At 60.9% G+C, this 22,316-nt stretch carries 18 protein-coding genes and 3 pseudogenes; 12 read left to right on the plus strand and 9 right to left on the minus strand.

The annotated features are described in order from the left end of the window. The first annotated feature begins 11 nt into the window (after positions 1 to 11). The 4 genes from tssI to C4J89_RS09450 are packed head-to-tail and all read left to right on the plus strand — an operon-like array spanning position 12 to position 5,792. Positions 12 to 2,030, plus strand: coding sequence for a type VI secretion system tip protein TssI/VgrG (gene tssI / locus C4J89_RS09435; protein ID WP_124414317.1), 2,019 nt, complete (start codon positions 12 to 14; stop codon positions 2,028 to 2,030). Next, positions 2,030 to 2,866, plus strand: coding sequence for a DUF4123 domain-containing protein (locus tag C4J89_RS09440; RefSeq protein WP_124416010.1), 837 nt, complete (start codon positions 2,030 to 2,032; stop codon positions 2,864 to 2,866). Before tssI ends, C4J89_RS09440 begins: the two co-directional genes overlap by 1 nt. Beyond that, entirely contained in the window at positions 2,859 to 3,638 is a 780-nt protein-coding gene (locus C4J89_RS27140; RefSeq protein ID WP_124414318.1) for a hypothetical protein, read from the plus strand. Before C4J89_RS09440 ends, C4J89_RS27140 begins: the two co-directional genes overlap by 8 nt. A gap of 15 nt (positions 3,639 to 3,653) precedes the next feature. Beyond that, on the plus strand, positions 3,654 to 5,792 hold the full coding sequence (locus C4J89_RS09450) for a lipase family protein (RefSeq protein WP_124414319.1): 2,139 nt from the start codon (positions 3,654 to 3,656) through the stop codon (positions 5,790 to 5,792). Positions 5,793 to 5,801: 9 nt separating this feature from the next. Here C4J89_RS09450 and codA read toward each other — a convergent pair whose 3' ends face one another. From codA to C4J89_RS09470, 4 genes are all read right to left on the minus strand, one after another. After that, entirely contained in the window at positions 5,802 to 7,037 is a 1,236-nt protein-coding gene (codA, locus tag C4J89_RS09455; RefSeq protein WP_124414320.1) for a cytosine deaminase, read from the minus strand. Positions 7,038 to 7,102: 65 nt separating this feature from the next. Further along, positions 7,103 to 8,371, minus strand: coding sequence for a cytosine permease (codB, locus tag C4J89_RS09460; protein ID WP_124366530.1), 1,269 nt, complete (start codon positions 8,369 to 8,371; stop codon positions 7,103 to 7,105). Positions 8,372 to 8,609: 238 nt separating this feature from the next. After that, complete coding sequence (queD, locus tag C4J89_RS09465; RefSeq protein WP_017736453.1) at positions 8,610 to 8,966, minus strand: 6-carboxytetrahydropterin synthase QueD; 357 nt, start codon at positions 8,964 to 8,966, stop codon at positions 8,610 to 8,612. 76 nt (positions 8,967 to 9,042) lie between these two features. Beyond that, on the minus strand, positions 9,043 to 10,122 hold the full coding sequence (locus C4J89_RS09470) for a patatin-like phospholipase family protein (protein WP_124414321.1): 1,080 nt from the start codon (positions 10,120 to 10,122) through the stop codon (positions 9,043 to 9,045). A 183-nt stretch (positions 10,123 to 10,305) separates the two neighbouring features. On the opposite strand from C4J89_RS09470, the gene C4J89_RS09475 reads away from it, so the two are divergent. From C4J89_RS09475 to C4J89_RS09490, 4 genes are read left to right on the plus strand one after another with little or no spacing between them, the layout of a single operon-like run. Beyond that, positions 10,306 to 10,608, plus strand: coding sequence for a PepSY domain-containing protein (locus C4J89_RS09475; RefSeq protein ID WP_124414322.1), 303 nt, complete (start codon positions 10,306 to 10,308; stop codon positions 10,606 to 10,608). Continuing rightward, a complete protein-coding gene (locus C4J89_RS09480; RefSeq protein WP_124362103.1) occupies positions 10,608 to 10,919 on the plus strand; it encodes a PepSY domain-containing protein in 312 nt (103 codons plus the stop codon). Before C4J89_RS09475 ends, C4J89_RS09480 begins: the two co-directional genes overlap by 1 nt. After that, positions 10,919 to 11,587 carry a response regulator transcription factor gene (locus C4J89_RS09485; protein ID WP_124362104.1) on the plus strand — a complete coding sequence of 223 codons (669 nt, stop codon included), beginning with the start codon at positions 10,919 to 10,921 and terminating at the stop codon, positions 11,585 to 11,587. Before C4J89_RS09480 ends, C4J89_RS09485 begins: the two co-directional genes overlap by 1 nt. Then, positions 11,584 to 12,897, plus strand: a complete 1,314-nt coding sequence (locus tag C4J89_RS09490) for a sensor histidine kinase (protein ID WP_124362105.1) — start codon at positions 11,584 to 11,586, stop codon at positions 12,895 to 12,897. Before C4J89_RS09485 ends, C4J89_RS09490 begins: the two co-directional genes overlap by 4 nt. Positions 12,898 to 13,594: 697 nt before the next feature. Here C4J89_RS09490 and C4J89_RS27395 read toward each other — a convergent pair. Together C4J89_RS27395 and C4J89_RS27400 are read right to left on the minus strand one after the other, a co-directional pair. After that, positions 13,595 to 14,350, minus strand: coding sequence for a methyl-accepting chemotaxis protein (locus C4J89_RS27395; protein ID WP_372237494.1), 756 nt, complete (start codon positions 14,348 to 14,350; stop codon positions 13,595 to 13,597). Between the two features lie 150 nt (positions 14,351 to 14,500). Further along, positions 14,501 to 15,769: pseudogene (locus C4J89_RS27400) on the minus strand (chemotaxis protein); the annotation flags it as partial. A gap of 213 nt (positions 15,770 to 15,982) precedes the next feature. Between C4J89_RS27400 and C4J89_RS09500 the strand changes: the two are divergent. The 3 genes and pseudogenes from C4J89_RS09500 to C4J89_RS27410 all read left to right on the plus strand — a co-directional run. Continuing rightward, positions 15,983 to 17,302 carry a Na+/H+ antiporter family protein gene (locus C4J89_RS09500; RefSeq protein ID WP_164484581.1) on the plus strand — a complete coding sequence of 440 codons (1,320 nt, stop codon included), beginning with the start codon at positions 15,983 to 15,985 and terminating at the stop codon, positions 17,300 to 17,302. A 176-nt stretch (positions 17,303 to 17,478) separates the two neighbouring features. Continuing rightward, positions 17,479 to 18,252, plus strand: a pseudogene (locus C4J89_RS27405) (cache domain-containing protein); the annotation flags it as partial. 315 nt (positions 18,253 to 18,567) lie between these two features. Further along, positions 18,568 to 19,158 (plus strand): annotated as a pseudogene (locus C4J89_RS27410) (methyl-accepting chemotaxis protein); the annotation flags it as partial. Position 19,159: 1 nt separating this feature from the next. Here the strand turns inward: C4J89_RS27410 and yegQ are convergent. Beyond that, positions 19,160 to 20,473, minus strand: coding sequence for a tRNA 5-hydroxyuridine modification protein YegQ (gene yegQ / locus C4J89_RS09510; RefSeq protein ID WP_124406810.1), 1,314 nt, complete (start codon positions 20,471 to 20,473; stop codon positions 19,160 to 19,162). Positions 20,474 to 20,648: 175 nt separating this feature from the next. Here yegQ and C4J89_RS09515 point away from each other — a divergent pair, with 175 nt between their 5' ends. After that, positions 20,649 to 21,716 (plus strand): AI-2E family transporter, encoded by a 1,068-nt coding sequence (locus C4J89_RS09515; protein ID WP_124362109.1) that lies wholly within the window; start codon positions 20,649 to 20,651, stop codon positions 21,714 to 21,716. Here the strand turns inward: C4J89_RS09515 and C4J89_RS26890 are convergent. Then, the gene (locus C4J89_RS26890; RefSeq protein WP_164484521.1) at positions 21,713 to 21,889 is read right to left on the minus strand and encodes a hypothetical protein; all 177 of its coding nucleotides are present in this window, start codon (positions 21,887 to 21,889) and stop codon (positions 21,713 to 21,715) included. The two genes, C4J89_RS09515 and C4J89_RS26890, sit on opposite strands and share 4 nt — an antisense overlap. A gap of 91 nt (positions 21,890 to 21,980) precedes the next feature. Continuing rightward, entirely contained in the window at positions 21,981 to 22,175 is a 195-nt protein-coding gene (locus C4J89_RS09520) for a hypothetical protein (RefSeq protein WP_033899765.1), read from the minus strand. Between the last annotated feature and the right edge of the window lie 141 nt (positions 22,176 to 22,316).

Genomic DNA, 22,316 nt, shown 5'->3' on the forward strand with positions numbered 1-22,316 from the left:
GGTAACAACGGATGGTTGATGCGTTTGTTTCGTCACGTTTCAAATTAATGATCCAAGGCGTCACTGCCCACTTGCAGGTACTCGCTTTCAACGGCAGTGAGTGTCTTGATCAACCGTATTTCATCCAGGTGCAATTCGTCAGCGAAAGCCCTGACCTGGATCTGGAGGCGTTGCTTCATCAGCCGGTCTATCTGTACCTGGGCGAAACGGAGCAAGGCCTGCACGGGTTGGTCTATACCATCGGCCGCGATGCTCCGGGTGCCCGGCTCACCCGTTATCACCTTACCCTCGCGCCCCGCCTGGCCTGCCTTGCCCATCGCCGCGACCAGCGGGTTTTCCAGCAGCGTAGCGTGCCGCAGATGATTGCCAGCGTTCTTGAACAGCACGGCATCCTGGCAGATGCCTACGCCTTCGAGCTCGGCCCGGTGGTTTATCCGCTTCGGCTCTTTTGCGTGCAGTATGCGGAAACGGACCTGCACTTCATCCAGCGCTTGTGCGAGGAGGAGGGTATCCATTACCACTTCCGCCATAGTGTCGACGGTCATCTGCTGGTGTTTGGGGATGATCAAACCGTATTTCAGCGCCTGCCGATGCAGCGATATTGCTCGACGATCGATCCACTGGCCGCAACGAAGGGTATTCACCGCTTCGATGTACGCCTGCAAACCCGCAGCCGGCGAACGGTGCGCCGCGACCATGACTTCGAACACCCGTCGCTGCGGTTGCAGGATACCGCTGGCGGTATACCGGACGCAGCGCTTGAAGACTACCGTTACCCAGCCGGTTTCACCGGCCATGCACGGGGGGCGCAACTGGCGCGTCGCAGCCTGGAGCGACATCAATCCGACCGCCATTGCGCGTCAGGCAAGAGCGACCAGCCCCTGTTGCGCAGTGGCCATTTTCTTGAGTTGCAAGGCCATCCGGATCCGGTCTGCAACGACCTGTGGCTGATCACCTCGGTGCGTCACGAAGGCTATCAGCCGCAGGTGCTGGAGGAAGTGGTAGTCGATACGGACACCTTCGTCGGGTATCGCAACCGCTTCATTGCGACCCCCTGGCGTGCGGTGCATCGACCCCCGCTCAAACATCCCAAGCCGTCCATCAACGGCAGCCAAACGGCGACTGTTACAGGACCTGCGGATGAAGAGGTGCACTGCGATGCCTATGGTCGAGTGAAGGTGCGGTTTCATTGGGATCGCCTGGACCAGACGGATGACAAGAGCAGCTGTTGGGTAAGGGTTGCCTCCGGGTGGGCCGGTGCCGGGTTTGGCGCCATGATGATTCCACGGGTGGGCATGGAGGTGTTGGTGACCTTCCTGGAGGGCGATCCGGACCAGCCATTGATCAACGGTTGCCTGCCCAATGCGTCGCAGATGCCGGCTTATTCCCTGCCGCAGCACAAGACCCGCAGCGTGTTGCGCAGTCGCAGCGTCCCCGGGGGAGCGGGCAGCAATGAGCTGCATCTTGAAGACCGCCGTGGCGAAGAGCTGATCTACCTGCGAGCCCAGCGTGACCTGGAGCAGCAGGTGGGCCATGACAGCCGTTTGGAGGTGTCTGGTGAGCGCAGTGAAATCATCCGAGGCTTGAGCACGGTGCGTCTTGAGAGCGGAGAGCAGCGCCACATCACGGGAGACCGCAGTATTGCGCTGACGGCAAACGACCATCTGGCCGTGCAAGGCGACAGCCACACCCAGGTGACACAGGTGATGGTGATCGAAGCCGGTCAACAGATTCACCTGAAGGCGGGTGCCAGCCTTGTCATCGATGCAGGCGCGCAGTTGAGTTTCAAGGCCGGCGGCGAGCATTTGCAGATTCAGGCCGGCGGGATTTTCAGCAGCCGGCCCATCACCGTCGGTGGCGCGCCATCCGCTGCAAGGTCGGCCAGCCCAGCGTCTGTTGCGGCTACGCCTGAAGTCTCTGTTGTGCAGGGCCTCATCATGGACATGGCCCGCCAACTGGACGCGGATTTTTGCCCGATCTGCGAGCGTTGTCGCGAAGGCCAATGCGATTTCGCCGGGAGAGCCGCATGATGCAAGACTTGGCTTATCAATGGATGGCGCAGCAGCAACAGGCGGGGCGTCGTTTATGCCTCATGCTCGAAGCAAATAATGAGAACTGCCAGTCGCTGATGGCGGCTCGCGACCCCTCGCAGTATTGCCCGCTCTATGGGGAAACAGCGGCAGCCGGCCTGGCGAGCAGGGGCCCCGTGATCCTGATGTTGGAGCAGATAAGAGAGCCTGCGCTGGTCAACCATCTGCAAAGTCCGGAGGCAAACCGGGGATGGCTGGGCAGTTTACCCAGCGATGACCTGGGTGTTGTGATCCGACATTGGCGTGAGCGACTGCTGGTCGGGCCAGAAGGCGAAAAGGCCCTGTACCGTTTTCACGACAACCGCACCCTGGCCCGTGCCATGGCGTATCTGCCGGCAGAACAATGGCCCATCTACTTGGGCCCGCTGACCAGCGTGTGTTACTGGCATGAAGGCCGCTGGTGCAGCCGCGACAATCCCGCGCCGGGTGAGTATCCGGTGCCCGACCCCGCCCCCTGGTTGCAGGCGCCCAACCCTCAGACCGCGACCATTCTGCAGGCCAATATCCTGCGCTACCTGCTGGCCGAGCACAGTGAAGACCTGGCTGCTCTGGTGGAGTTTCACGACCCCAGGATCTGGCTGGCCCAAGTATTGGAGCAGGCCCGAAGCTGGCAATGGTGTTCGCCCGAGCAACTTGAGTTTCTGGTGGTGGGCCGGTTGGAAGAGGCGACTCGGGGCAGTGTCATTCGGTGGCAGCCGTTGAAGGGGGAGGCACCGACACAGCATTTTGAACGTGTGCTGGAGCAGTGGCGCAAGGAGGGACTCGGGGATGAGTAGGTGGATGAGAGGTGCATTGCTGGCTGTTGGAGTGGCGTGGCTTGCGGGCTGTGCGGGGAGGGCGTCGGATAGCTTTACGCTGGAGGTGGATTTGCCGGCGGGATTTGACGTGTTAGGCGACGCTTCATATGCACCTGCATCAGGCGAAGTCTGCAAACTGCCTAAAAGAAATGGCAGGCGTCCTGAGCTCAAGATATTCAAGGCTGCCAGCAAGCCCGTCGGCAACAGGGCTAGTTTTGAAGTGCCCCTCACGGAGCAAGTAAATGGCTGCCCCTTAGTATTGCGCCGCCTTGTTTTCGCAATTAATGCCAATTGGGGGCAGCGTTGGTCGGACATCGGAAGGGACTATGCCCTCATCTACTTCCACGATAGATGGGAGGCTGGAATGCCTGTGATGCCTGAGAACGGAGTCCAGGAGCTTCCCGGGCAATGCCAGTGGTTATTTCGTACCGCTGGCCCTAAGCACGCCATTCTTAAAATCCTTTGGTGCAAATCACTGGATGCTGCTGGAAAACTCAAGAGGGCCCGGCCTGGCGGGCATGTGCACCGTGACGGATTGTCCGGGAAGACGTTAAGAATGGTATTGGCATTTACAGAGGAAGAAGAACCGGCTGTGGCTGATAACTGGGTAAAGGCTGCCGGTGGCTGGAGGCGTTGCAGGGGTGAAAGCGAGGAGGATCTATTCGCGTTTTGTCGCGGGAATGTAGTCGACTTCAAGCGTTTCAAAATGCCAGATGGCCGCCTATGCGACGTTTATCCAGCGTGTAATTAATAATGGAGAAACCTCATGAAACAGAATGCATGGAAGCGACAGTTTTTTAACGACAGGATGCCTGCTTGCCCGTTGCGCGGCGATTGGTTGTCCTTTTGCCTGGTAGATGAAACGGGGAACGGCAAGGCCTATGGCGGCCTGCCTTACACTCTCCTGGACAGTGCAGGGCAGCAATATAAAGGGCGTTTGGATGGGAGCGGGTTTGCCAAGCTAGAGGGTATTTATTGTGGCCCGGTAATCCTTTTGATGGACGAGCCTTATTCGGGAGGAGAAGCGCCTTACCGCCGGCTTATGTCGCGGCCTAATTACGCGTTACCTATTACGGAGCTTCAAGTACGCGCAGAGCAAACATGTTTTCAGAACAAGGATGGTCAGCGTGTCGAAAATAACCCGGCACGGCAAAAAGCAGATCGTTTTCATCAGGTGGAGGTCAGTGATCTGGTTCGGTACAAAGCCCACTTACCTCCGCCGTCGTCTGAAGCTCGCCGTCCCACGCACAATACGCTCAGGCTGATGGCGGACCTGGGGTTCGGTCCTCCGGAATCCTTATTCAAGGGGTTGGCGCTATTGCCGAACCAATTTACGGCATTGGAGATACGTCCTCTACGAGCGCTACGGCCGATCATTTCCACGGATGATCAGTTTTGTGCATTGAACCTTTACCAGCTGGCGCTTATGGCCACATTGAGTTACTGCGAATTTGGCCAGGATCCTCCAACGGGAGATGGGGATACGGTCAGTTTTCCGCTGAACCCAAGTATAGGAAACGTGTTTGTAGAGCAGTTGTCGTGTTACCGGGAGGCTTGGAAGTTCGACTCAGAACAAGTGCAGCGGTTTTATCCATTGTATGAAGACGTCGCCTACTCCCGTCGCTTTGAGATTTTGCCCTTTGATCCTCTTTTGTATGAGCGCAATCAACCGCCTGGTGAGCATCCGGAGCGTATACATTTTTTTAACGACGTTGAATCCGGCACTGACACTCAAGCTTTCATCTGTCATCACGATGAGGTTGTACTTATAGCTGTGCGTGGTACGGCCAGTGGCGCAGATGCTTTGCGCGACGCAGATGCTCATCAAGTCCCTTTCGTCGAAGGTGCAGGTAAAGCTCATCGAGGTTTTTACCAAGGATTTAAGGCCCTGTATCATTTTGTCCTGGATTACCTTTCGCGATACCACATTGATCAACGCGTGGTCATCTGCGGCCACAGCCTCGGCGGGGCGATTGCCTTGCTACTCGCTGAAGGGCTGCGGCGCATCCCGGACGCCAACTACAACATCCTGCTCTACACCTACGGTGCGCCCCGCGCCGCCGATTCCGAATTTACCGCAGGCGCCCGCGCCCTGGTCCATCACCGAATCGTCAACCACAATGATCCCGTCCCCAGTGTGCCGGCGCCGTGGATGAACACCACTGCCAAACTCTGGGTGCCAGGCGCCGTCACCTTATTCAGTGCCCCCACCGCCGGCGGTTTGTTGTTTGCCGCTGGCCTGGTACGCGTCGGTGGGAGTGCCTACCAGCACCATGGTGAACAGCAGCACTTCATGCCGATTAGACTTGCCGATGGCACACACGCTTCGGTGTTGTGGAAACCTGGCTGTGAGTCGATCCAGGAGGCTGGTTGTAATCGAGCGCTGCAGTTACACGGCGACATGCCCGACCGCGACAACCTGTTGCGGCAACTGTTCCAGGCCAACCAGCACTTCATGACCGCCAGCTATATTCCCGCAGCCTGGGCGACATTGCGGCGCTGGCAGCAAACCCTGGAGAGCCAGGAGCCTCTGGTGACCGCGAGGGAGTTCGAGCTGGTGGATAGCGCGCTCGCAGACATGCGCGAGCAGTTAAGGACCAAACGCCGCGACCTTGCCCGTTCGCGCCCGGCCAATGACCGTAGCCATGAGCACAACGACGCCTTGAACGCCGAGATCGACCGTTTGCACACCAGTCGCGAGCGCCTGGCCAGCCTGCGCTGGCGCCGCCTCGATGCGCGCGATGTGTACGGTAGCCATGCCCACAGTGCCAATCTGCAACTGGGTCTCAAACGCTGGTTCACTCACCGGGAAAACCGCGCCTTGTCCCAGGTGGCCAGTGTTCCGTCACCCCTCCACAGCGACCGGGGAAAAGCGCAAATACTGGACATCGACGCGATCGTCTAGCTCAGTGCATTACACAAACTCCACCTGCGCCGGCTGACGTTTCATCAGCACCTTGCCGTTGCGGATCGAATACAACGGCAGGCCCTGGCTGCGAATCACCTCATAATCACTGTCTGCAGAGAGGACCAACAGGTTGGCCGGTCGACCGGGTTCCAGGCCGTACCGGTCGCCGAGGGCCATGGCCTTGGCGCTGTTGTCGGTGACCAGGTCCAGGGCGTTCTGCAGGTTGCGGTAGCCGAGCATATGGCAGATGTGCAAACCGGCTTCCAATACGCGCAGGATGTTGCCGTTGCCCAACGGGTACCAGGGGTCGACGATGGAGTCCTGGCCGAAACATACGTTCATGCCGGCTTCGAGCAGTTCGTTGACACGTGTGACGCCCCGGCGTTTGGGGAAACTGTCAAAGCGGCCTTGCAAGTGGATACTTTCGGTGGGGCAGGAGACGAAGCTGATGCCGGAGTGACCCAGCAGGCGAAACAGTTTGGCGCAGTAGGCGTTGTCGTAGGAGCCCATGGCCGTGGTGTGGCTGGCGGTGACGCGAGCACCCATGTCGCGGCTGCGTGCTTCCTCGGCCAGCACTTCGAGAAAGCGTGAGTGCGGGTCGTCGGTTTCGTCGCAGTGGACATCCACCAGGCAGCCGGTGCGTTCGGCCAGGTCCATGAGGAACTTCACCGAATTCACCCCTTGATCGCGGGTGTACTCGAAGTGGGGGATGCCGCCGATGACGTCGGCGCCCAGGCGAATGGCTTCTTCCATCAACTCACGGCCATTGCGGAAAGACTCGATGCCTTCCTGGGGAAAGGCAACGATTTGCAGGTCGATCAGGTGCGAGCTTTCTTCGCGCACTTGCAGCATGGCTTTGAGCGCGGTGAGGTCCGGGTCGGTCACGTCGACGTGGGTGCGCACATGCTGGATACCGTGGGCGGCGAGGGCCTGGATGGTTTTTTTGGCGCGGGTTTTGGTGTCTTCCTCCGTGATGGTGGCTTTGCGTTCCCCCCAGCATTCGATGCCTTCGAACAGGGTGCCGCTCATGTTCCAGCGTGGTTCGCCGGCGGTAAGGGTGGCGTCCAGGTGAATGTGCGGTTCGACGAAGGGCGGGATCACCAGATTGCCGGCGGCATCCAGGTCGCCGGTCATTAAGGCCCGTATGCTTGTTTGTGCAGTGATGCTGGCGATCCGGCCATGTTCCAGGTGCAGATCATGCAGGCCTTCACGGTTGCGCAGGCGGGCATTGATGATGTGCATGGGCAAGTTCCTCTTGGCTAAATTCAATCAGGCGGCCATCAGGTTACCATTGGCAGTGCTCAGGCTCATGCAGGGGCGTCTGCCAGAGGTTCGCGCACGCGCAGTAAAGCAATGAGCAGCATGTAGGTGAGTGACGCGGCAGCGATCCCCACCAGCGGTGCAACCCAGGGTGAGTTGAACGCCAACAGCGTGCCCACCGCGTACGCCGCCAGCCCGGGCCAATTGAACGCGGGCAGGCGGGCATCCGCCAGGCGTGGGTATTGGCCGCGATAACGGTAGAAGAAGTCCGCCATGATCACGCCGCCAATCGGCGGGATCACCGTGCCCAACAGAATCAGGTACGGCACGAGCATGTCGTACATGCCCAGCAAGGCGAGCAGGGTGCCGATCACTGCACCGGCCAGGGTCACGGTTTTGCGCCGCCGGGTGCGCAGCAGGTTGCAGCCGGCGACGGCGAAGTTGTAGATGGTGTTGTCCTGAGTGCTCCAGATATTGAGCAGCAGCATGGCCATCGCCGCCATGGCGAAACCCTGCAGCAGCAAGACTTCCACTACGTCCGGCTGCTGATAAACGATGGCGCCATAGGCTCCGATCAACACCATCAAGCCGTTGCCGATAAAAAAGCCGATCAGGCTGGCCAATACCGCGACCTTGGCCGAGCGAGAAAACCGCGTCCAGTTGGTGGCCTGGGTCGCGCCGCTGACGAAGGTGCCGAACACCAGGGTGATCGCCGTGGACAGGTCCAGCTCGGCGGTCGGCACCACCGCCAGCAGGCCGTCCAGCCCGCCAACCTTTACGGTCGCGACCCACATCGACAGCACCAGCAGAATGCCCATGGCGGGCACCGCGATGTAAGACAGGATTTCCAGCCCGCGATACCCCACGTATGCCGTGGCACAGAACACCAGGCCAAACACCACCATCAGTGCCAGCACGCTGCCCTGGCTCAGCTCGAAATACTTGCCCAGTACCACGGCGGCCGTGGCGGTGCCCCAGGCATACCAGCCAATCTGGGTGAAACCGAGGATCAGGTCACTGAGCTTGCTGCCGATTTCACCAAAGCAGAAACGCCCCATCAATACCGAGTTCAAACCGCTCCTGAAGGCGATGTAGCCCAGGCCCGCGGCGTAGATACCCAGCAGCAGGTTACCCAGGGCCACAACGCCGAGCATGCCGGTAAAGCTGAAGGCCACCCCCAGCTTGCCGCCGGCAAACATGGTCGCCGTAAAAAATGTGAACCCCAGCAGCACCATGGCCGTGGAGGCCAGGCCCTTGCGTGCGTGCAAGGGCACTTCGCTGAGCGGGTAATCGTTACCGGATTCTTGCTGAGTCATGTGCCTTGCTCCCTGGATAATGACGCAGGCCTGTTGCACCGTGCGTGCCAAAACGGCGGCGCGGATGCATGCGCCCTGGGGCGCCCGGTAGTTATAGCCAATGGCAGGGAAGTCGTCGGCGCAAGGGGAACTGCTGGCCCATCAAGCGCGAAAGCGGTGCAGCCGTGATACAAATCGGATCAGTCGAGGGCAGGCATAAAAAAACCACCCGCAGGTGGTTTTTTCAACAGTCCAGGACTTACTCGCCGCGATAGATACATCCGCTGGTGCACGTCTCATGGATGCGAATCGCGCTGAGTTCCGGCAGCAAGGGTTTCAATTCAGTCCAGATCCACTTGGCCAGCACTTCGCTGGTGGGGTTTTCCAGGCCGGGGATGTCGTTGAGGTAGTTGTGGTCGAGACGCTCGTAGAGCGGCTTGAAAATCGCCTTGATTTCCGAGAAGTCGCGAATCCAGCCGGTATGGGGATCCAGGTCGCCGCTCAAGTGGATCGCCACCTTGAACGAATGCCCGTGCAGGCGCCCGCATTTATGGCCGTCGGGGACGTGGGGCAGGCGGTGGGCGGATTCGAACGTAAACTCTTTGAAGATTTCCACGGTATTTTCAGCTCGGTCAGGTATCTGGCAGGCGGCGAGTTTAACAGCTTGACCCGTCGCCGCGCATACCGCTGGGTCAAAGTGCTTGCAAACGCTCGCCCAGTCCACCGTTGTCCGCCAGCTGCAGAAACTCGTCGCCCAACCGCCGACTCTCGCTCATTGCCGTCTGCCAGTATTTGTTGCGACTTTTGTCGTCGCCCATGAAGCGCTTGAAGTCGCTACGGTCCGGCAATTTGCCGTGAGGCAGGCGGGCCAGGTAGTCCCTGGACGGTGCCAGCAGCAAGACATCCTGCAAACCCTGTGGATTGCTGCGCCGCCATGGCAGGCCTTTGTCGAACCAGCCGGGAATGACCCGGTCGGTAAAGTGCGGGTACAACACGATATCGTCGCCGCAGTAGGGCAGGTCGAGGTGGTAGTCCAACAAGCCGCCGTCGCGGTAGGTTCCGGCGCCTGCACCGGGCAGGTCGCGTACGCCCTGCATCACCATGGGAATCGAGCCGGACGCCAGCAGCGCCTGGCGCAGGTTGCTCATTTCCAGTGCAAGGAAGCGCGACGGAAAATCCTTCAGCGGGTGCACCGGGGGCGCCTGGCGGGGGTCGTGGACGATCAGGCGTTCGAAATGCCGCGACAATCGTGCGCGGCCGCGCAGGTTATCGGCGATCACCGAGGACAGGCCCAGGCCCAGCCGGCCTCGGTGGTCATCGGCGAGCAGGCCATGGCTTTTCACCACCATGATGTTCAGGCGATAGTCGGGGTTGTCCAGCACCTGTGCATCGCGGCCGGCCAGCAGGTCGTCGAGCATACGCTCGCAGCTCTGGCTGACTTCGGTCATGGTCACGCCTTTCGAAAAACGCTGCTCGTTATACAGGCGGCCCAGGTCGAGCAAGCCTTGCACCGGGTCGGGCAGGCAAGCGCTGGCAAATCGCCAGGAACCGATGGACGCACCGATCAGCGCGCGCTCCCGAGGCGCACGCGCCAGCCAGTCGCCGAACAGCGCCAGGTCAAGGCCCTGAATGCCCAGGGCCTTGGGGCCGCCGGCCGCGCCGGGAAGGATGCCAACGTCAGCAGGCGCAAGGCCTTGCTCGCGAATACGAGTGAAGGCGCGCGTGCCGGCCTTGAGCGTCAGCGCGGGGAATTTGATGTGAATGGCGGTCATACACGTCTCGGGCAGGGGCGAGGGTGCTCGCGAAAAACGTTAACGATAACGGTTGTATCCAGAGTAAACAGTATGGCGTGGGAGATCGAAGCGAAATTGCCATGGTGGCAATTCAGTTTCAGTTAAGTTGCCGCGCGTACCGTGATCAGGTGTAGGAAAAACATCCTGAAACGGAGACTCATCATGAAGCGCCTTACAGCGCTGGTCGCCGCCGGTATCATTGCATCCTTGATCACGCAGGGCTGGGCAATGGACCCCGACAAACCGCTGAAATTGCCTGGCACTGTTACCATTGTCGCCTTCGATCAGCTTGAAGCCACGGCCCTGGCCTTGCATCCGGGTTCCACCTTGCTGGGCACTGACCTGGACGAGGAGTACGGCAAGTACGTCTACCAGGTCGAACTGGAAGATGCCCATGGCCTTGAGTGGGACGTTGAATTGGATGCGCTCACCGGGCACGTTCTCAAGAATCATCAGGACACGTAATGACGCTATATCGACGCGCCGGTAGTCTGGTGCTGCTGGCGCTCCTGGCCTTTTGCTCAAGCCTGGCCGCTCGCGACCTCAATCAGGATGAAGCCTTGGCGCTGCGCCAGCAGGGGGTGATCCTGCCGCTGGAGGACCTGTTGCATACGGCCATGTCACGCTACCCTGGAGCCCGGCTGCTGGAGGCGGAGCTGGAGAAAAAGCACGGCGAATATGCCTATGAAGTGGAACTGGTGACCACCGAAGGCGTAGTGCGCGAAATCAAGCTCGACGCAACCAACGGTACATTGATCAAAGATAAGGAAGACTGATGCGCCTGCTCCTGGTGGAAGACAACGTCCCGCTGGCCGATGAGCTGCTGGCCGGCCTGCAGCGCCAAGGCTATGCGGTCGACTGGCTGGCCGATGGGCGCGACGCGGCGTACCAGGGCCGCAGCGAACCCTATGACCTGATTATCCTCGACCTTGGCCTGCCGGGTTTGCCGGGGCTGGAGGTGCTGGCGCAATGGCGCGCGGCAGCCCTGGCCACGCCGGTGCTGGTGCTGACGGCGCGTGATTCCTGGGCCGAACGTATCGAGGGGCTCAAGGCCGGAGCCGATGATTACCTGAGCAAGCCGTTTCACCCCGAAGAACTGCACCTGCGCATTCAGGCGCTGTTACGAAGGTCTCACGGGCATGCCAACCAACCGACCCTGCAAGCCGCCGGCCTGCACCTGGACGAAGGCCGCCAGTGCGTGCTGCGCGACGGTGAAGAGATCCAGCTCACGGCAGCCGAGTTCCGCCTGTTGCGTTATTTCATGCTGCACCCCGAACAGATCCTGTCGAAAAGCCATCTGGCCGAGCATCTTTATGACGGCGAGACCGAGCGCGACTCCAACGTGCTGGAAGTCCACGTCAATCATCTGCGCCGCAAGCTGGGGCGCAGCGTGATCGAAACCCGGCGTGGCCAGGGCTACCGGTTTGGCGCCAGCCCTGCATGAAATCGATCCAGCGGCGCTTGAGCCTGGGGTTGATCAGCGTGCTGGTGATCGTCGGCGTGGTGCTGGCGCAAACCAGCCTGTGGCTGTTCGAAGCCGGGTTGCAGCGTTATCTGGAGGCCGGCCTGCGCAACGACAGCGAAAACCTGCTGGTGGCGTTGGTGCGCGGGCCCAACGGCGTACAGTTGGATGAGCATCGCCTGTCGCCCGCCTATCAACGACCCTTCTCGGGGCATTACTTCCGCATCGATTTTGCCGACACTCACTGGCGCTCCCGCTCCTTGTGGGACCAGGAACTGCCGACGCTCCCCGAGGCCGGGATCAAGGGCAACCTGCAACTGGGGCCTGAAGGCCAGAAACTGCTGGTATTGCGCTCCGACTACAAACGCTTCGGCCTGCCGATCTCCATCAGCGTGGCGCAGGACTACACGCCGGTACGGGAAAGCTTTCGCCTGATGCGCCAGATCGGCCTGGTACTGGGGCTGGCGGCATTGCTGGTGGTGCTGGTATTACAACGGATCACCGTGCGCCGCGCCTTGCGCCCGTTGGAAACTGCTCGCAATCAGATTGCTCAGTTGCAACAGGGCCAGCGTTCGCAACTGGACACCCAGGTGCCGCTGGAGCTGGAGCCGCTGGTGGCGCAGATCAACCATTTGCTGGCACACACCGAAGACAGCCTCAAGCGCTCGCGCAATGCCCTGGGCAACCTGGGGCACGCGCTGAAAACCCCATTGGCGGTGATGTTGAGTGCGGCGTCGAGCGAGGCACTCAGGGATCAGCCGCAGTTGAGCAAGTTGTTGCGCGATCAGCTTGAGCAGGTGCAGCAGCGCCTCAACCGCGAGCTCAATCGCGCGCGTCTGGCTGGCGAAACTCTGCCGGGGGCGTTGTTCGACTGTGAAAAAGAACTGCCGGGGCTGTTGGCTACCCTGAACATGATCCACGGCGAACACCTGGACCTGCGCTACCACGTCGCCCCCGGCCTGCAACTGCCCTGGGACCGTGAAGATTTGCTCGAGTTGCTCGGCAACCTGCTGGACAACGCCTGCAAATGGGCGGATGCCGAAGTACGACTGAGCGTGAGTGAGACGCCGCACAGCTACCTGCTGGCCGTCGAAGACGATGGCCCCGGCATTCCCGAGACCCAGCGTGACCAAGTGTTCAGCCGTGGCGCACGCCTGGATGAGCAGGTCGACGGCCACGGTCTGGGGCTGGGCATCGTGCGCGATATCGTCGAGGTGTGGGGCGGGACGTTGCAGTTGCAGGAAAGCGAGTTGGGCGGGCTCAAAGCGTTGATCGAATTGCCCAGGCGGTAGTGCCGATTTAAAAATGTGGGAGGGGGCTTGCCCCCGATGGCCATAGGTATCTACACAACTTTTGTAGCATCAGCCTACGGTAACCACAATGCGAAGCGAGCCGCTCTTGATCTTGCTCTTGATCTTGCTCTTGATCTTGCTCTTGATCTTAGGCGCCCCGTTAAACCACGCTGGCCGGAATTCGATAGTGATTTGGGGGGTAAACCGGCAGGGATGCCGGTTTAGCCGCCCCGCGCCATGGATGGCGCGTGGCGGCGGCCCCCCAAATCACTGTCGGATTACGGGCACACCGAGCCTAGGCGAGGTGCCGAGTGGTGGGGCAAGAGCGTTTTGCTTACTTTTGCGCTTTTCAAAAGTGAGACGCCGTAAGGGCGGAACCCTAAGCCGCCGTTACCGCAGCAACGGATATGTACTCGCCTTGATCCAACATCTTGGTCGGCTGTCAGGCCGCTATCGGGGGCAAGCCCCCTCCCACATTTGGATCGCGCGGCATCAGTCAGATAGCTATAGGCCGCCAAGTCGCCACGGGCGCAAGCTCCCTCGTCACAGGTTCAGGGCCGTGCCAAAGTTGTGTAGATACCTATGCCCCGATGAGGGAGTGTCGTCAACACATCAGTGACTGACCCACCGCCATCGGGGGCGAGTCGAATCGTCGCACCGCCCCTCCCACATTGGATCTGCGTCAGGATAAGAGTGGTTACACCCTGAACTGATCCATCAACCCCTGCTGCTGATTCGCCAGGCTGTTCAACGCCCGGCTCACCCGCGCCGATTCATTGGCCTGTTCCGACAGCGACTCAGTCACATCCCGAATCGTCGCCACGTTGTGGTTGATCTCTTCGGCCACCGCGCTTTGCTCTTCGGCGGCGCTGGCGATTTGCAGGTTCATGTCGCTGATCACGGTCACGGCGTCACCGATCTGGCGTAGCGCGGTGACGGCCTGGCCGACCTGTTCGACGCTGCCTTGGGCCTGGCGGTAGCTGTTGCCCATGGCACCGACCACTTCCTCGGTGCCGCTTTGCAATTGTTCGATCACCACGCGGGTTTCTTCCACCGACTCCTGGGTACGCCGTGCCAGGTTGCGCACTTCGTCGGCCACCACGGCAAAGCCACGGCCAGCCTCACCGGCGCGGGCTGCCTCGATGGCGGCATTGAGCGCCAGCAGGTTGGTCTGCTCGGCGATGCCGCGAATCACTTCCAGGACCGAGCCGATTTTTTCGCTGCTGCTGGCCAGGCCTTCAACCTGCGCCATGGCCGTGCTCATGTCAGCGGCCAGCAAGCCGATGTTGCTGGTGGTCTGATCGATCACGGTCAGGCCATCGCGGGTCGATTGGTCGGCATCGCGGGCGGCTTGCGCTGCCTGGGCTGCGCTGCGGGCGACGTCCTGGGCGGTGGCGCTCATTTCGTGGGAGGCGGTGGCCACTTGGTCAACCTGGCGATACTGCTGCTCCATGCCGGCACTGGTTTCGCTGGCAATCGCGGCGGATCGGTCGGCCGTGCCACGGGCGTCCTGCACCGAGCGTTTGACCTCGGCGATGATCGGCTGCAGCTTGTCGAGGAAACGGTTGAACCAGCCCGCCAGTTGGCCCAGCTCGTCCTGTTTGTCGTAAGCCAGGCGGCGGGTCAGGTCGCCTTCGCCGCTGGCGATGTCCTCGAGCATGTGCGCCACGCCGAGGATCGGCCGGGTCACGCTGCGCGCCATCAACCACACCAGAATCAAACCGACCACGGCGGCCAGCAGGCCCAGCCCGAGTTCCAGCAGGGTGCCCCGGGTATTGTCGGCATCCAACTGGGCCTTGAGCGCCTCGGCCGGCGCCACCAGGACTTTTTTCGGCACGTCCAGCAACACGCCCCACGGCTTGCCGCCGGGGATCGGGGCAAAGGGCGCCAGCACTTTGAGTTGCTGATCGCTACGCAGGCTGTGGGTCTGTGTGCTGCTGGCCAGGGCAGTGATCAACTCTGCGCCATTGGCCGTGTCGACCTGGTCCAGGCGCTGGCTGAGCTTGCTGGCGTCCGGGCTGTAGCCGGCGAGCAAGCCGGTGGGGCTGAGGATGCTGACGTGGGTCTGGCCGTCGTACAGTTTCTGGCTGGCCTGTTGGCTCACGGCCTGCAGGCTGTTGAGGTTGATGTCCACCGACAACGAGGCAATGACCTTGCCGTTGACGATCAGCGGGAAGACGATACTGGTCATCAGCACATTCTGCCCGTCGATCACATAAAAGTAAGGCTCGATCACGCAGGGCTTGAGGGTGGTGCGCGGGCAGGTGAACCAGGCGTTGGCTTTTTCGCCGCTGGGGCCGACGGAGGTGTCGCTCATGTCGCTTTCGGGCAGCGCCATGGAGGTGATTTTGCCGGGCGTCGGCTGCGACCAGTACAGCGCGAAGCGGCCGGTGTCGTTACTGCCCAGTTCCGCCTGGTTGGCGAACAACTCATCCTTGCCGTCCAGCGCATTGGCTTCGAACACCAGGGACAAGCCGAGCAGGTCGGGGTTGGCCTGGAGCGCGGCCCTGACCTGACGGGTCAGGTCTTCGCGGGTGTCGAAGGCGTCGAGAAAGCGTTTTTCCGCCTGCTCGCGCAAAAACAGCACCTGGCGGGAAAACCCATGGCCGTACTGGTAGGCATCCATGAACTGCTGGCGAATGCCCAGCGCCTGCACTTCACCTTGAGCCTCGATGCGCGCCTGGGCGGCCTCATCGAGCATCTGCATGCTGGACGCTTTGACCTGCTCGGAACTCTGCGCCATGCGATACAGCGACAGACCCACCAGCAGGGTCACGATCCCCAGCAGGCAGAGGCCCGCGAGCAGGGTGATTTTCCATTGAATGGAGAGCTGCCTGAGCGACATCGGGACATCCTTTACCTGAATACACATAGAAAACCGTTATCGGCTACGCTGGTTTTTTCTTTATTCAAACATTCAATTTAACCCTCAAAACGGCGTCGCTTTTTGACATGGCCGCCCGGCTGCTGCAAAGTGCGCGCCCTCTAATAAGACCTCTTTGAGCCCGTACGCCGGCAGCGCCTTCAATGGCCGCTGAGGCGCGGGCATGCCTGTCTTTTATGTTTATGTCCTGAGGTAACCATGATTAACGCTGTTATCGCCGCGGTCGGCACCATGCTGGTGCTCAGCCTGTCCCGCGTGCATGTGGTCATCGCCATCATCGTGGGCGCCCTGGTGGGCGGCTTGACCGGTGGCCTGGGTATCGACGCCACGCTCAAAGCGTTCAACAGTGGTTTGGGCGGCGGTGCGACGGTGGCTTTGTCCTACGCCTTACTCGGCGCTTTCGCGGTGGCGATTGCCAAATCCGGCCTGGCCCATGCCCTGGCGGACAAAGCGCTGTTGCTGGTCGATCGCCAGGAAGCCAGCGGCGGCAATCACGTCAAATGGCTGTTGATCGGCCTGTTGTGGGCGGTGGCGATTGCTTCGCAGAACATCCTGCCGATCCACATCGCGTTCATCCCGCTGCTGGTGCCGCCGCTGTTATACGTGTTGACCAAGCTGCAACTGGATCGTCGCCTGATCGCTTGCGTCATGACGTTCGGCTTGATCACGCCCTACATGTTCCTGCCGGTGGGCTTCGGCAATATCTTCCTCAACCAGATCCTGCTGGCCAACGTGGCCAAGAGCGGCGTGGACATCAGCCAGGTCAACGTAACCCACGCCATGAGCCTGCCCGCGCTGGGCATGGTGGTCGGCCTGCTGGTGGCGGTGTTTATCAGCTACCGCAAAAAGCGCGTGTACGACCTTGAAAAAATCGAGCGTGTCGAGCAGGTGGCGGTGCAGTACAACCCGTTGACCCTGCTGGTCGCCGGCCTGGCGATTGCTTCGGCGTTCATCATTCAGCTGTGGCTGGACTCGATGATCATCGGTGCGCTGGCCGGGTTCCTGATTTTTTCGGTGTCGGGCATCGTGCGCTGGCGCGACACCGATGACCTGTTCACCGAAGGCATGAAGATGATGGCGATGATCGGCTTCATCATGATCGCCTCGTCGGGCTTTGCCGAAGTGCTCAAGGCCACCGGTGATGTGCGCTCGCTGGTGGAGGCCTCGGCGGCGTTCATCGGCCATAGCCGTGGGGTAGGGGCGCTGTTGATGCTGCTGGTGGGGCTGTTGGTGACCATGGGCATCGGTTCGTCGTTTTCCACAGTGCCGATCCTGGCGGCGATTTTTGTGCCGTTGTGCGTGCAGCTGGGTTTCAGCCCGCTGGCGATCGTGTGTATCGTCGGCACCGCCGGGGCCTTGGGCGACGCCGGTTCACCGGCGTCAGACTCCACCCTCGGGCCGACCTCCGGCCTGAACATCGACGGCCAGCACCATCATATCTGGGATACCGTGGTGCCGACCTTCCTGCACTACAACCTGCCGCTGCTGGCGTTCGGCTGGCTGGCGGCGATGACGCTCTGACAGCCGGGCCCATACCTTACTGTAGGAGCGAGCTTGCTCGCGAAAAACGTTTAGATAATGCGTTCATCCAGAATGCACGTGTTAGGGCGGAGACCTTCGCGAGCAAGCTCGCTCCTACAGAAATCACGCGTTTGGCCGCTAACCTCTCAAGTCGCCCCTAATAAGAGAGAAAAGCCATGCGTCTGAGCCTCAAGGCCAAAGTCCTGACCCTTGCCATAGTGCCGGTGTTGCTGTTCGCCCTGGTGATCAGCCTGACCACCGTGTGGATACTTCAGGGCCAGGCGCGCAACGAAGTGGATGAAACCCGTCAACGTCTGCTCAATGACGCCAAGGCCACGCTGCACAGTTATGTCGAGGTGGCCCTGACCACCATCAAGCCGTTCTACGACGCGGCCGCCCCCGGTGATACGGCAGCGCGGGCGCAGGTGGTCAAGTTGCTGTCCAACACCAGCTACGGCAAGGACGGTTATTTCTTCGGCTACGATTCCGAGACCATTCGCCTGTTCAAGGGCAACAGCCCGGACGGCGTGGGCAAGAGTTTCAAGGACAACCGCGACCCCAACGGCGTCTACGTCAACCGCGACCTGGTCAAAGTCGGCAAGGACGGTACCCACTACCTGCAATACAGCTCGACCCAGCCCGGCCAGACCGAGCTGGTGCCCAAGCTCGGCTATACCGAATACCTGCCCAAGTGGGACATGGTCATCGGTACCTCGGTCAACCTGGATGGCATCGATGCTCAGGTTGCGGTGGTCGAGGCCAAGGTAGAGAAACGCATGGAAGGCGTACTGTTGAGCATTCTCGGTCTGGCGGTTGTGGTATTGCTGGTGATTGCTGCCGTCGGCCTGCTGGTGGCCAACACGATCCTGCGCCCACTGAGTCTGATGAAGGCCAACCTGGACGATATCGCCGCCGGTGAAGGTGACTTGACACGCCGCCTGGCCATTACCAGCCAGGATGAGCTCGGCGACCTGGCCGGCGCGTTCAATCGGTTTGTCGACAAGATCCACGGCCTGGTCCGCCAGATCACCGAAATGACCGCGCAACTCACCGGCCTGGTGAGCCAGGTGTCCGAGCAAGCCCAGCGCTCGGAAACCGCCATGGAACGCCAGCGTCACGAAACCGATCAGGTCGCCACCGCGATCAACCAGATGTCGTCCGCCGCCCATGAAGTGGCGCGCAGTGCCCAGGGGGCCGCCGTCGCCGCGCAGCAGACCGATGCCGAGGGCCAGGCCGCCAAGCGTGTGGTGGACGGCAGCATCGCGCAGATCCATGCGCTGGTGAACGATATCCGCAGCAGCGGTGTGTCCCTCGACAGCCTGCAGCAGGACGTGTCGTCGATTGTCAGTGTGCTTGGCGTGATCCGCTCGATTGCTGAACAAACCAACCTGCTGGCGCTCAACGCGGCAATTGAAGCTGCGCGGGCAGGGGAGGCCGGACGTGGGTTTGCGGTGGTCGCCGATGAAGTGCGCGCCCTGGCCAGCCGCACCCAGACCAGCACTCAGGAAATCCAGGGCATGATCGACCGCCTGCAAAAAGGCACCGAAGCCGCCGTGGATGCCATGCGCCGCTCCAGCGATGCCGGGGACGGCACATCGGCCCAGGCCAACCAGGCCGGCGCGTCGCTCGACACCATGGCCCAGTTGATCGGCACCATCAACTCCATGAACGCGCAAATCGCCAGCGCCGCCGAGGAACAAACCGCCGTGGCGGAAGAGATCAACCGCAGCGTGCACCAGATTGCCGTGGCGGTGGACAGCGTGGCCGATGAAACCCAGCTCGGCGCCCAGACTTCCCGCAGCCTGGCGGACTTGGGCCAGCGCCTTGGGCAGTTGGTGGGCCAGTTCAGGATCTGACCTACACGTCGCGCATCAGCAAACCAAACGCAAGGTCCAGCTCGGCCGGCAGGGGCACATACACCGTGTGCCCATCCCCCGGCGCTACCTCGATGGCGTCGCCCTTGGCGTTATGCAAGGTGGCCAGGGCAAAGTGAAAGTTGCCGGCCGGCGTCATCAGTTCCAGCTGATTGCCCACGGCAAAGCGGTTCTTCACCTTGACCTCGGCCAGCTCGCCCCGGCGTTCACCGGTCAACTCACCCACAAACTGCTGGCGCTCGGAGACGGAGCTGCCGTTCTGGTAGTTCTGGTATTCGTCGTGCACATGGCGGCGTAGGAAACCTTCGGTGTAACCGCGCTGGGCCAGGGATTCGAGGTCGGTCATCAAGCGGCGGTCAAAGGCGCGACCGGCCATTGCATCATCAATTGCGCGGCGATACACCTGGGTGGTGCGCGCGCAATAGAAGTGCGATTTGGTACGGCCTTCGATCTTCAGTGAATGCACGCCCATGCGGGTCAGGCGCTCCACGTGCTGCACGGCGCGCAGATCCTTGGCGTTCATGATGTAGGTGCCGTGTTCGTCTTCGAACGCCGGCATCTGCTCAGTGGGGCGATTGGCTTCCTGCAACAGGAATACCTGGTCGGTCGGCGTGCCGATGCCCAGCGTCGGTTCGAATGCCTGGACGATGTCACCCGTGGCGTTTTCCACCGCCGGGGTGGCCTGGTATTTCCATCGACATGCATTCGTGCAGGTGCCCTGGTTGGCGTCGCGCTTGTTCATGTAGCCCGATAGCAGGCAACGCCCGGAATAGGCCATGCACAGGGCGCCATGGACGAACACCTCCAGTTCCATGGCCGGCACGTGTTGGCGAATCTCGCCGATCTCTTCCAGCGACAACTCCCGTGACAGGATCACCCGGCAGATGCCTTGTTGTTGCCAGAACGCCACACTGGCCCAGTTGACGGTATTGGCTTGAACCGACAAGTGAACCGGCATCTGCGCAAAATGCTGGCGCACCAGCATGATCAGCCCTGGGTCAGACATGATCAGCGCGTCCGGGCCCATGGCGACCACGGGGGCCAGGTCCTTGAGAAAGGTTTTCAGCTTGGCGTTGTGCGGCGCGATGTTCACCACCACGTAGAAACGCTTGCCCTGTGCATGGGCTTCCTGGATCCCGAGGGCCAGGTTGGCGTGGTCGAATTCATTGTTGCGCACGCGCAGGCTGTAGCGCGGCTGGCCGGCGTACACCGCATCGGCGCCATAGGCAAAGGCGTAACGCATGTTCTTCAACGTGCCGGCGGGCGCGAGCAGTTCGGGGGCGATCAGTGGGAGCATGGAGGTGTGAGCCGCAAAAGGCGCGAGGGTAGTGCAGGCCTTGGCGTGGTGCATTGATCCACGTCTAGATAAGCCGATCTATGCTTGTTCGAACAACCAGGGCACTCCCAGGTTTCGCTGCGGACTAAGCAACAGGGCCGACACCGGCCCTGTGCTTTTTTGACATGGATCGGACATGAATCAAACCAACCTGCAATTCAAGACCCTGCTGTTACTGCTGGCCCTGGTGACCGTCGCCTTCATCTGGATATTGCTGCCGTTTTACGGCGCGGTGTTCTGGGCGGTGATCCTCGGCATCATCTTCGCGCCCATGCAGCGCCGCCTGCAGCAGCGCTTTGGCTGGAACCGCAACCTGACTTCCCTGACCACCTTGACGGTGTGCCTGGTGATCGCGATTTTGCCAGTGATCATTACCAGCGCCTTGCTGGTGCAAGAGGGCGCCACCCTTTACAAGAACGTCGAAAGCGGCCAGTTGGATGTGGCCGGTTATATCGAGCAGTTCAAGCATTTCCTCCCGCCATACTTCCAGCACCTGCTGGACCGCTTCGGCATGGGCAACCTGGAAGGGCTGCGGGAAAAGGTGGTGAAAGGCGCGATGCAGGGCAGCCAGTTCTTCGCCACACAGGCGTTCAGCTTCGGCCAGGGCACGTTCGATTTCCTGGTGAGCTTTTTCATCATGCTCTACCTGCTGTTTTTCCTCCTGCGCGACGGCCCGGAACTGGTGCGCAAGGTGCGCACGGCGGTGCCATTGGCCGAGCCGCAAAAGCGTCGCCTGCAACTCAAGTTCAACCGGGTGGTGCGAGCCACGGTCAAGGGCAACGTGCTGGTGGCCGTCACTCAAGGTGCGCTGGGGGGCTTTATTTTCTGGTTCCTGGATATTCCCAGTGCGTTGCTCTGGGCGGTATTGATGGCGTTTCTATCCCTGCTGCCTGCGGTGGGTGCCGGGATTGTATGGGGCCCGGTGGCCGCCTACTTCCTGTTGAGCGGTTCGATCTGGCAGGGCGTGGTGCTGGCGCTGTTCGGCGTGTTCGTGATCGGCCTGGTAGACAACGTACTGCGCCCGATTCTGGTGGGCAAGGACACCAAGATGCCGGACTACCTGATCCTGATCTCGACGCTGGGCGGCTTGTCGGTATTCGGCCTGAACGGCTTCGTGATCGGGCCGCTGGTCGCGGCGCTGTTCATTTCCTGCTGGGCGTTGTTCGTGGAAACCAAGCCGCGCGTCAAATTGCCGTTGCCCTAGGCTTCAAGCCTGTAGTTGGCAGCCAGTTGCAGTTGGGCGTCGGATAACGAAGTGAGCGGGCCGCTGATAGGCTCGCCATCGCGTACTACATACCAGCAGGCGAGCAAGCCCAGCTTGCGAAGAGGGGCGGGAACGGCGCTGCCGATGACGGACATGATCTGAACAGTGGGCATAAGTACCTCCAAACGTTATGGAGGTCACCTTACGGTGCGGCGGCGCGTAGGAAAAATCACCTGGCTCGATAGTCAATATCAACGCCGGGCGTCAGTCCACCACTTGGTCGAGCATGTGCACCACTTCCTGTTCGCTGAGCAGGCCCTTGCGCACCAGGTTCTCTGCCAGCAATGCCAGGAACTTCGCGCTGCGGTGGCCTTCCAGGTGCTTGAGTTCGGTCAGGGCGCTATAAACCTTGCTGGAAGTGCAGAGGCCAGCGGTGCGATGCGGATTTTGTGTGGGCATGGTCAATCGTCCGTAATTGTTATTGGGTGGACAGGGTCGATAGTGAAACGGGCTCATGACACAAACATGACAGCGTTCGTACCGGTCGAGCAAGAGGAGATCCCAACCGGATCATGTGGGATTGCCGCCCGAGCATTGTCC

The organism is Pseudomonas sp. R4-35-07 (genome assembly GCF_003852235.1).
Taxonomy (GTDB): domain Bacteria; phylum Pseudomonadota; class Gammaproteobacteria; order Pseudomonadales; family Pseudomonadaceae; genus Aquipseudomonas.

Bases quoted from the DNA above. Each gene is read 5' to 3' on its own strand.
- tssI (WP_124414317.1), top strand. From the start codon at position 12: ATGGTTGATGCGTTTGTTTCGTCACGTTTCAAATTAATGATCCAAGGC.
- C4J89_RS09440 (WP_124416010.1), top strand. From the start codon at position 2,030: ATGCAAGACTTGGCTTATCAATGGATGGCGCAGCAGCAACAGGCGGGG.
- C4J89_RS27140 (WP_124414318.1), top strand. From the start codon at position 2,859: ATGAGTAGGTGGATGAGAGGTGCATTGCTGGCTGTTGGAGTGGCGTGG.
- C4J89_RS09450 (WP_124414319.1), top strand. From the start codon at position 3,654: ATGAAACAGAATGCATGGAAGCGACAGTTTTTTAACGACAGGATGCCT.
- codA (WP_124414320.1), bottom strand. From the start codon at position 7,037: ATGCACATCATCAATGCCCGCCTGCGCAACCGTGAAGGCCTGCATGAT.
- codB (WP_124366530.1), bottom strand. From the start codon at position 8,371: ATGACTCAGCAAGAATCCGGTAACGATTACCCGCTCAGCGAAGTGCCC.
- C4J89_RS09470 (WP_124414321.1), bottom strand. From the start codon at position 10,122: ATGACCGCCATTCACATCAAATTCCCCGCGCTGACGCTCAAGGCCGGC.
- C4J89_RS09475 (WP_124414322.1), top strand. From the start codon at position 10,306: ATGAAGCGCCTTACAGCGCTGGTCGCCGCCGGTATCATTGCATCCTTG.
- C4J89_RS09480 (WP_124362103.1), top strand. From the start codon at position 10,608: ATGACGCTATATCGACGCGCCGGTAGTCTGGTGCTGCTGGCGCTCCTG.
- C4J89_RS09485 (WP_124362104.1), top strand. From the start codon at position 10,919: ATGCGCCTGCTCCTGGTGGAAGACAACGTCCCGCTGGCCGATGAGCTG.
- C4J89_RS09490 (WP_124362105.1), top strand. From the start codon at position 11,584: ATGAAATCGATCCAGCGGCGCTTGAGCCTGGGGTTGATCAGCGTGCTG.
- C4J89_RS27395 (WP_372237494.1), bottom strand. From the start codon at position 14,350: ATGGAGCAGCAGTATCGCCAGGTTGACCAAGTGGCCACCGCCTCCCAC.
- yegQ (WP_124406810.1), bottom strand. From the start codon at position 20,473: ATGCTCCCACTGATCGCCCCCGAACTGCTCGCGCCCGCCGGCACGTTG.
- C4J89_RS09515 (WP_124362109.1), top strand. From the start codon at position 20,649: ATGAATCAAACCAACCTGCAATTCAAGACCCTGCTGTTACTGCTGGCC.
- C4J89_RS26890 (WP_164484521.1), bottom strand. From the start codon at position 21,889: ATGCCCACTGTTCAGATCATGTCCGTCATCGGCAGCGCCGTTCCCGCC.
- C4J89_RS09520 (WP_033899765.1), bottom strand. From the start codon at position 22,175: ATGCCCACACAAAATCCGCATCGCACCGCTGGCCTCTGCACTTCCAGC.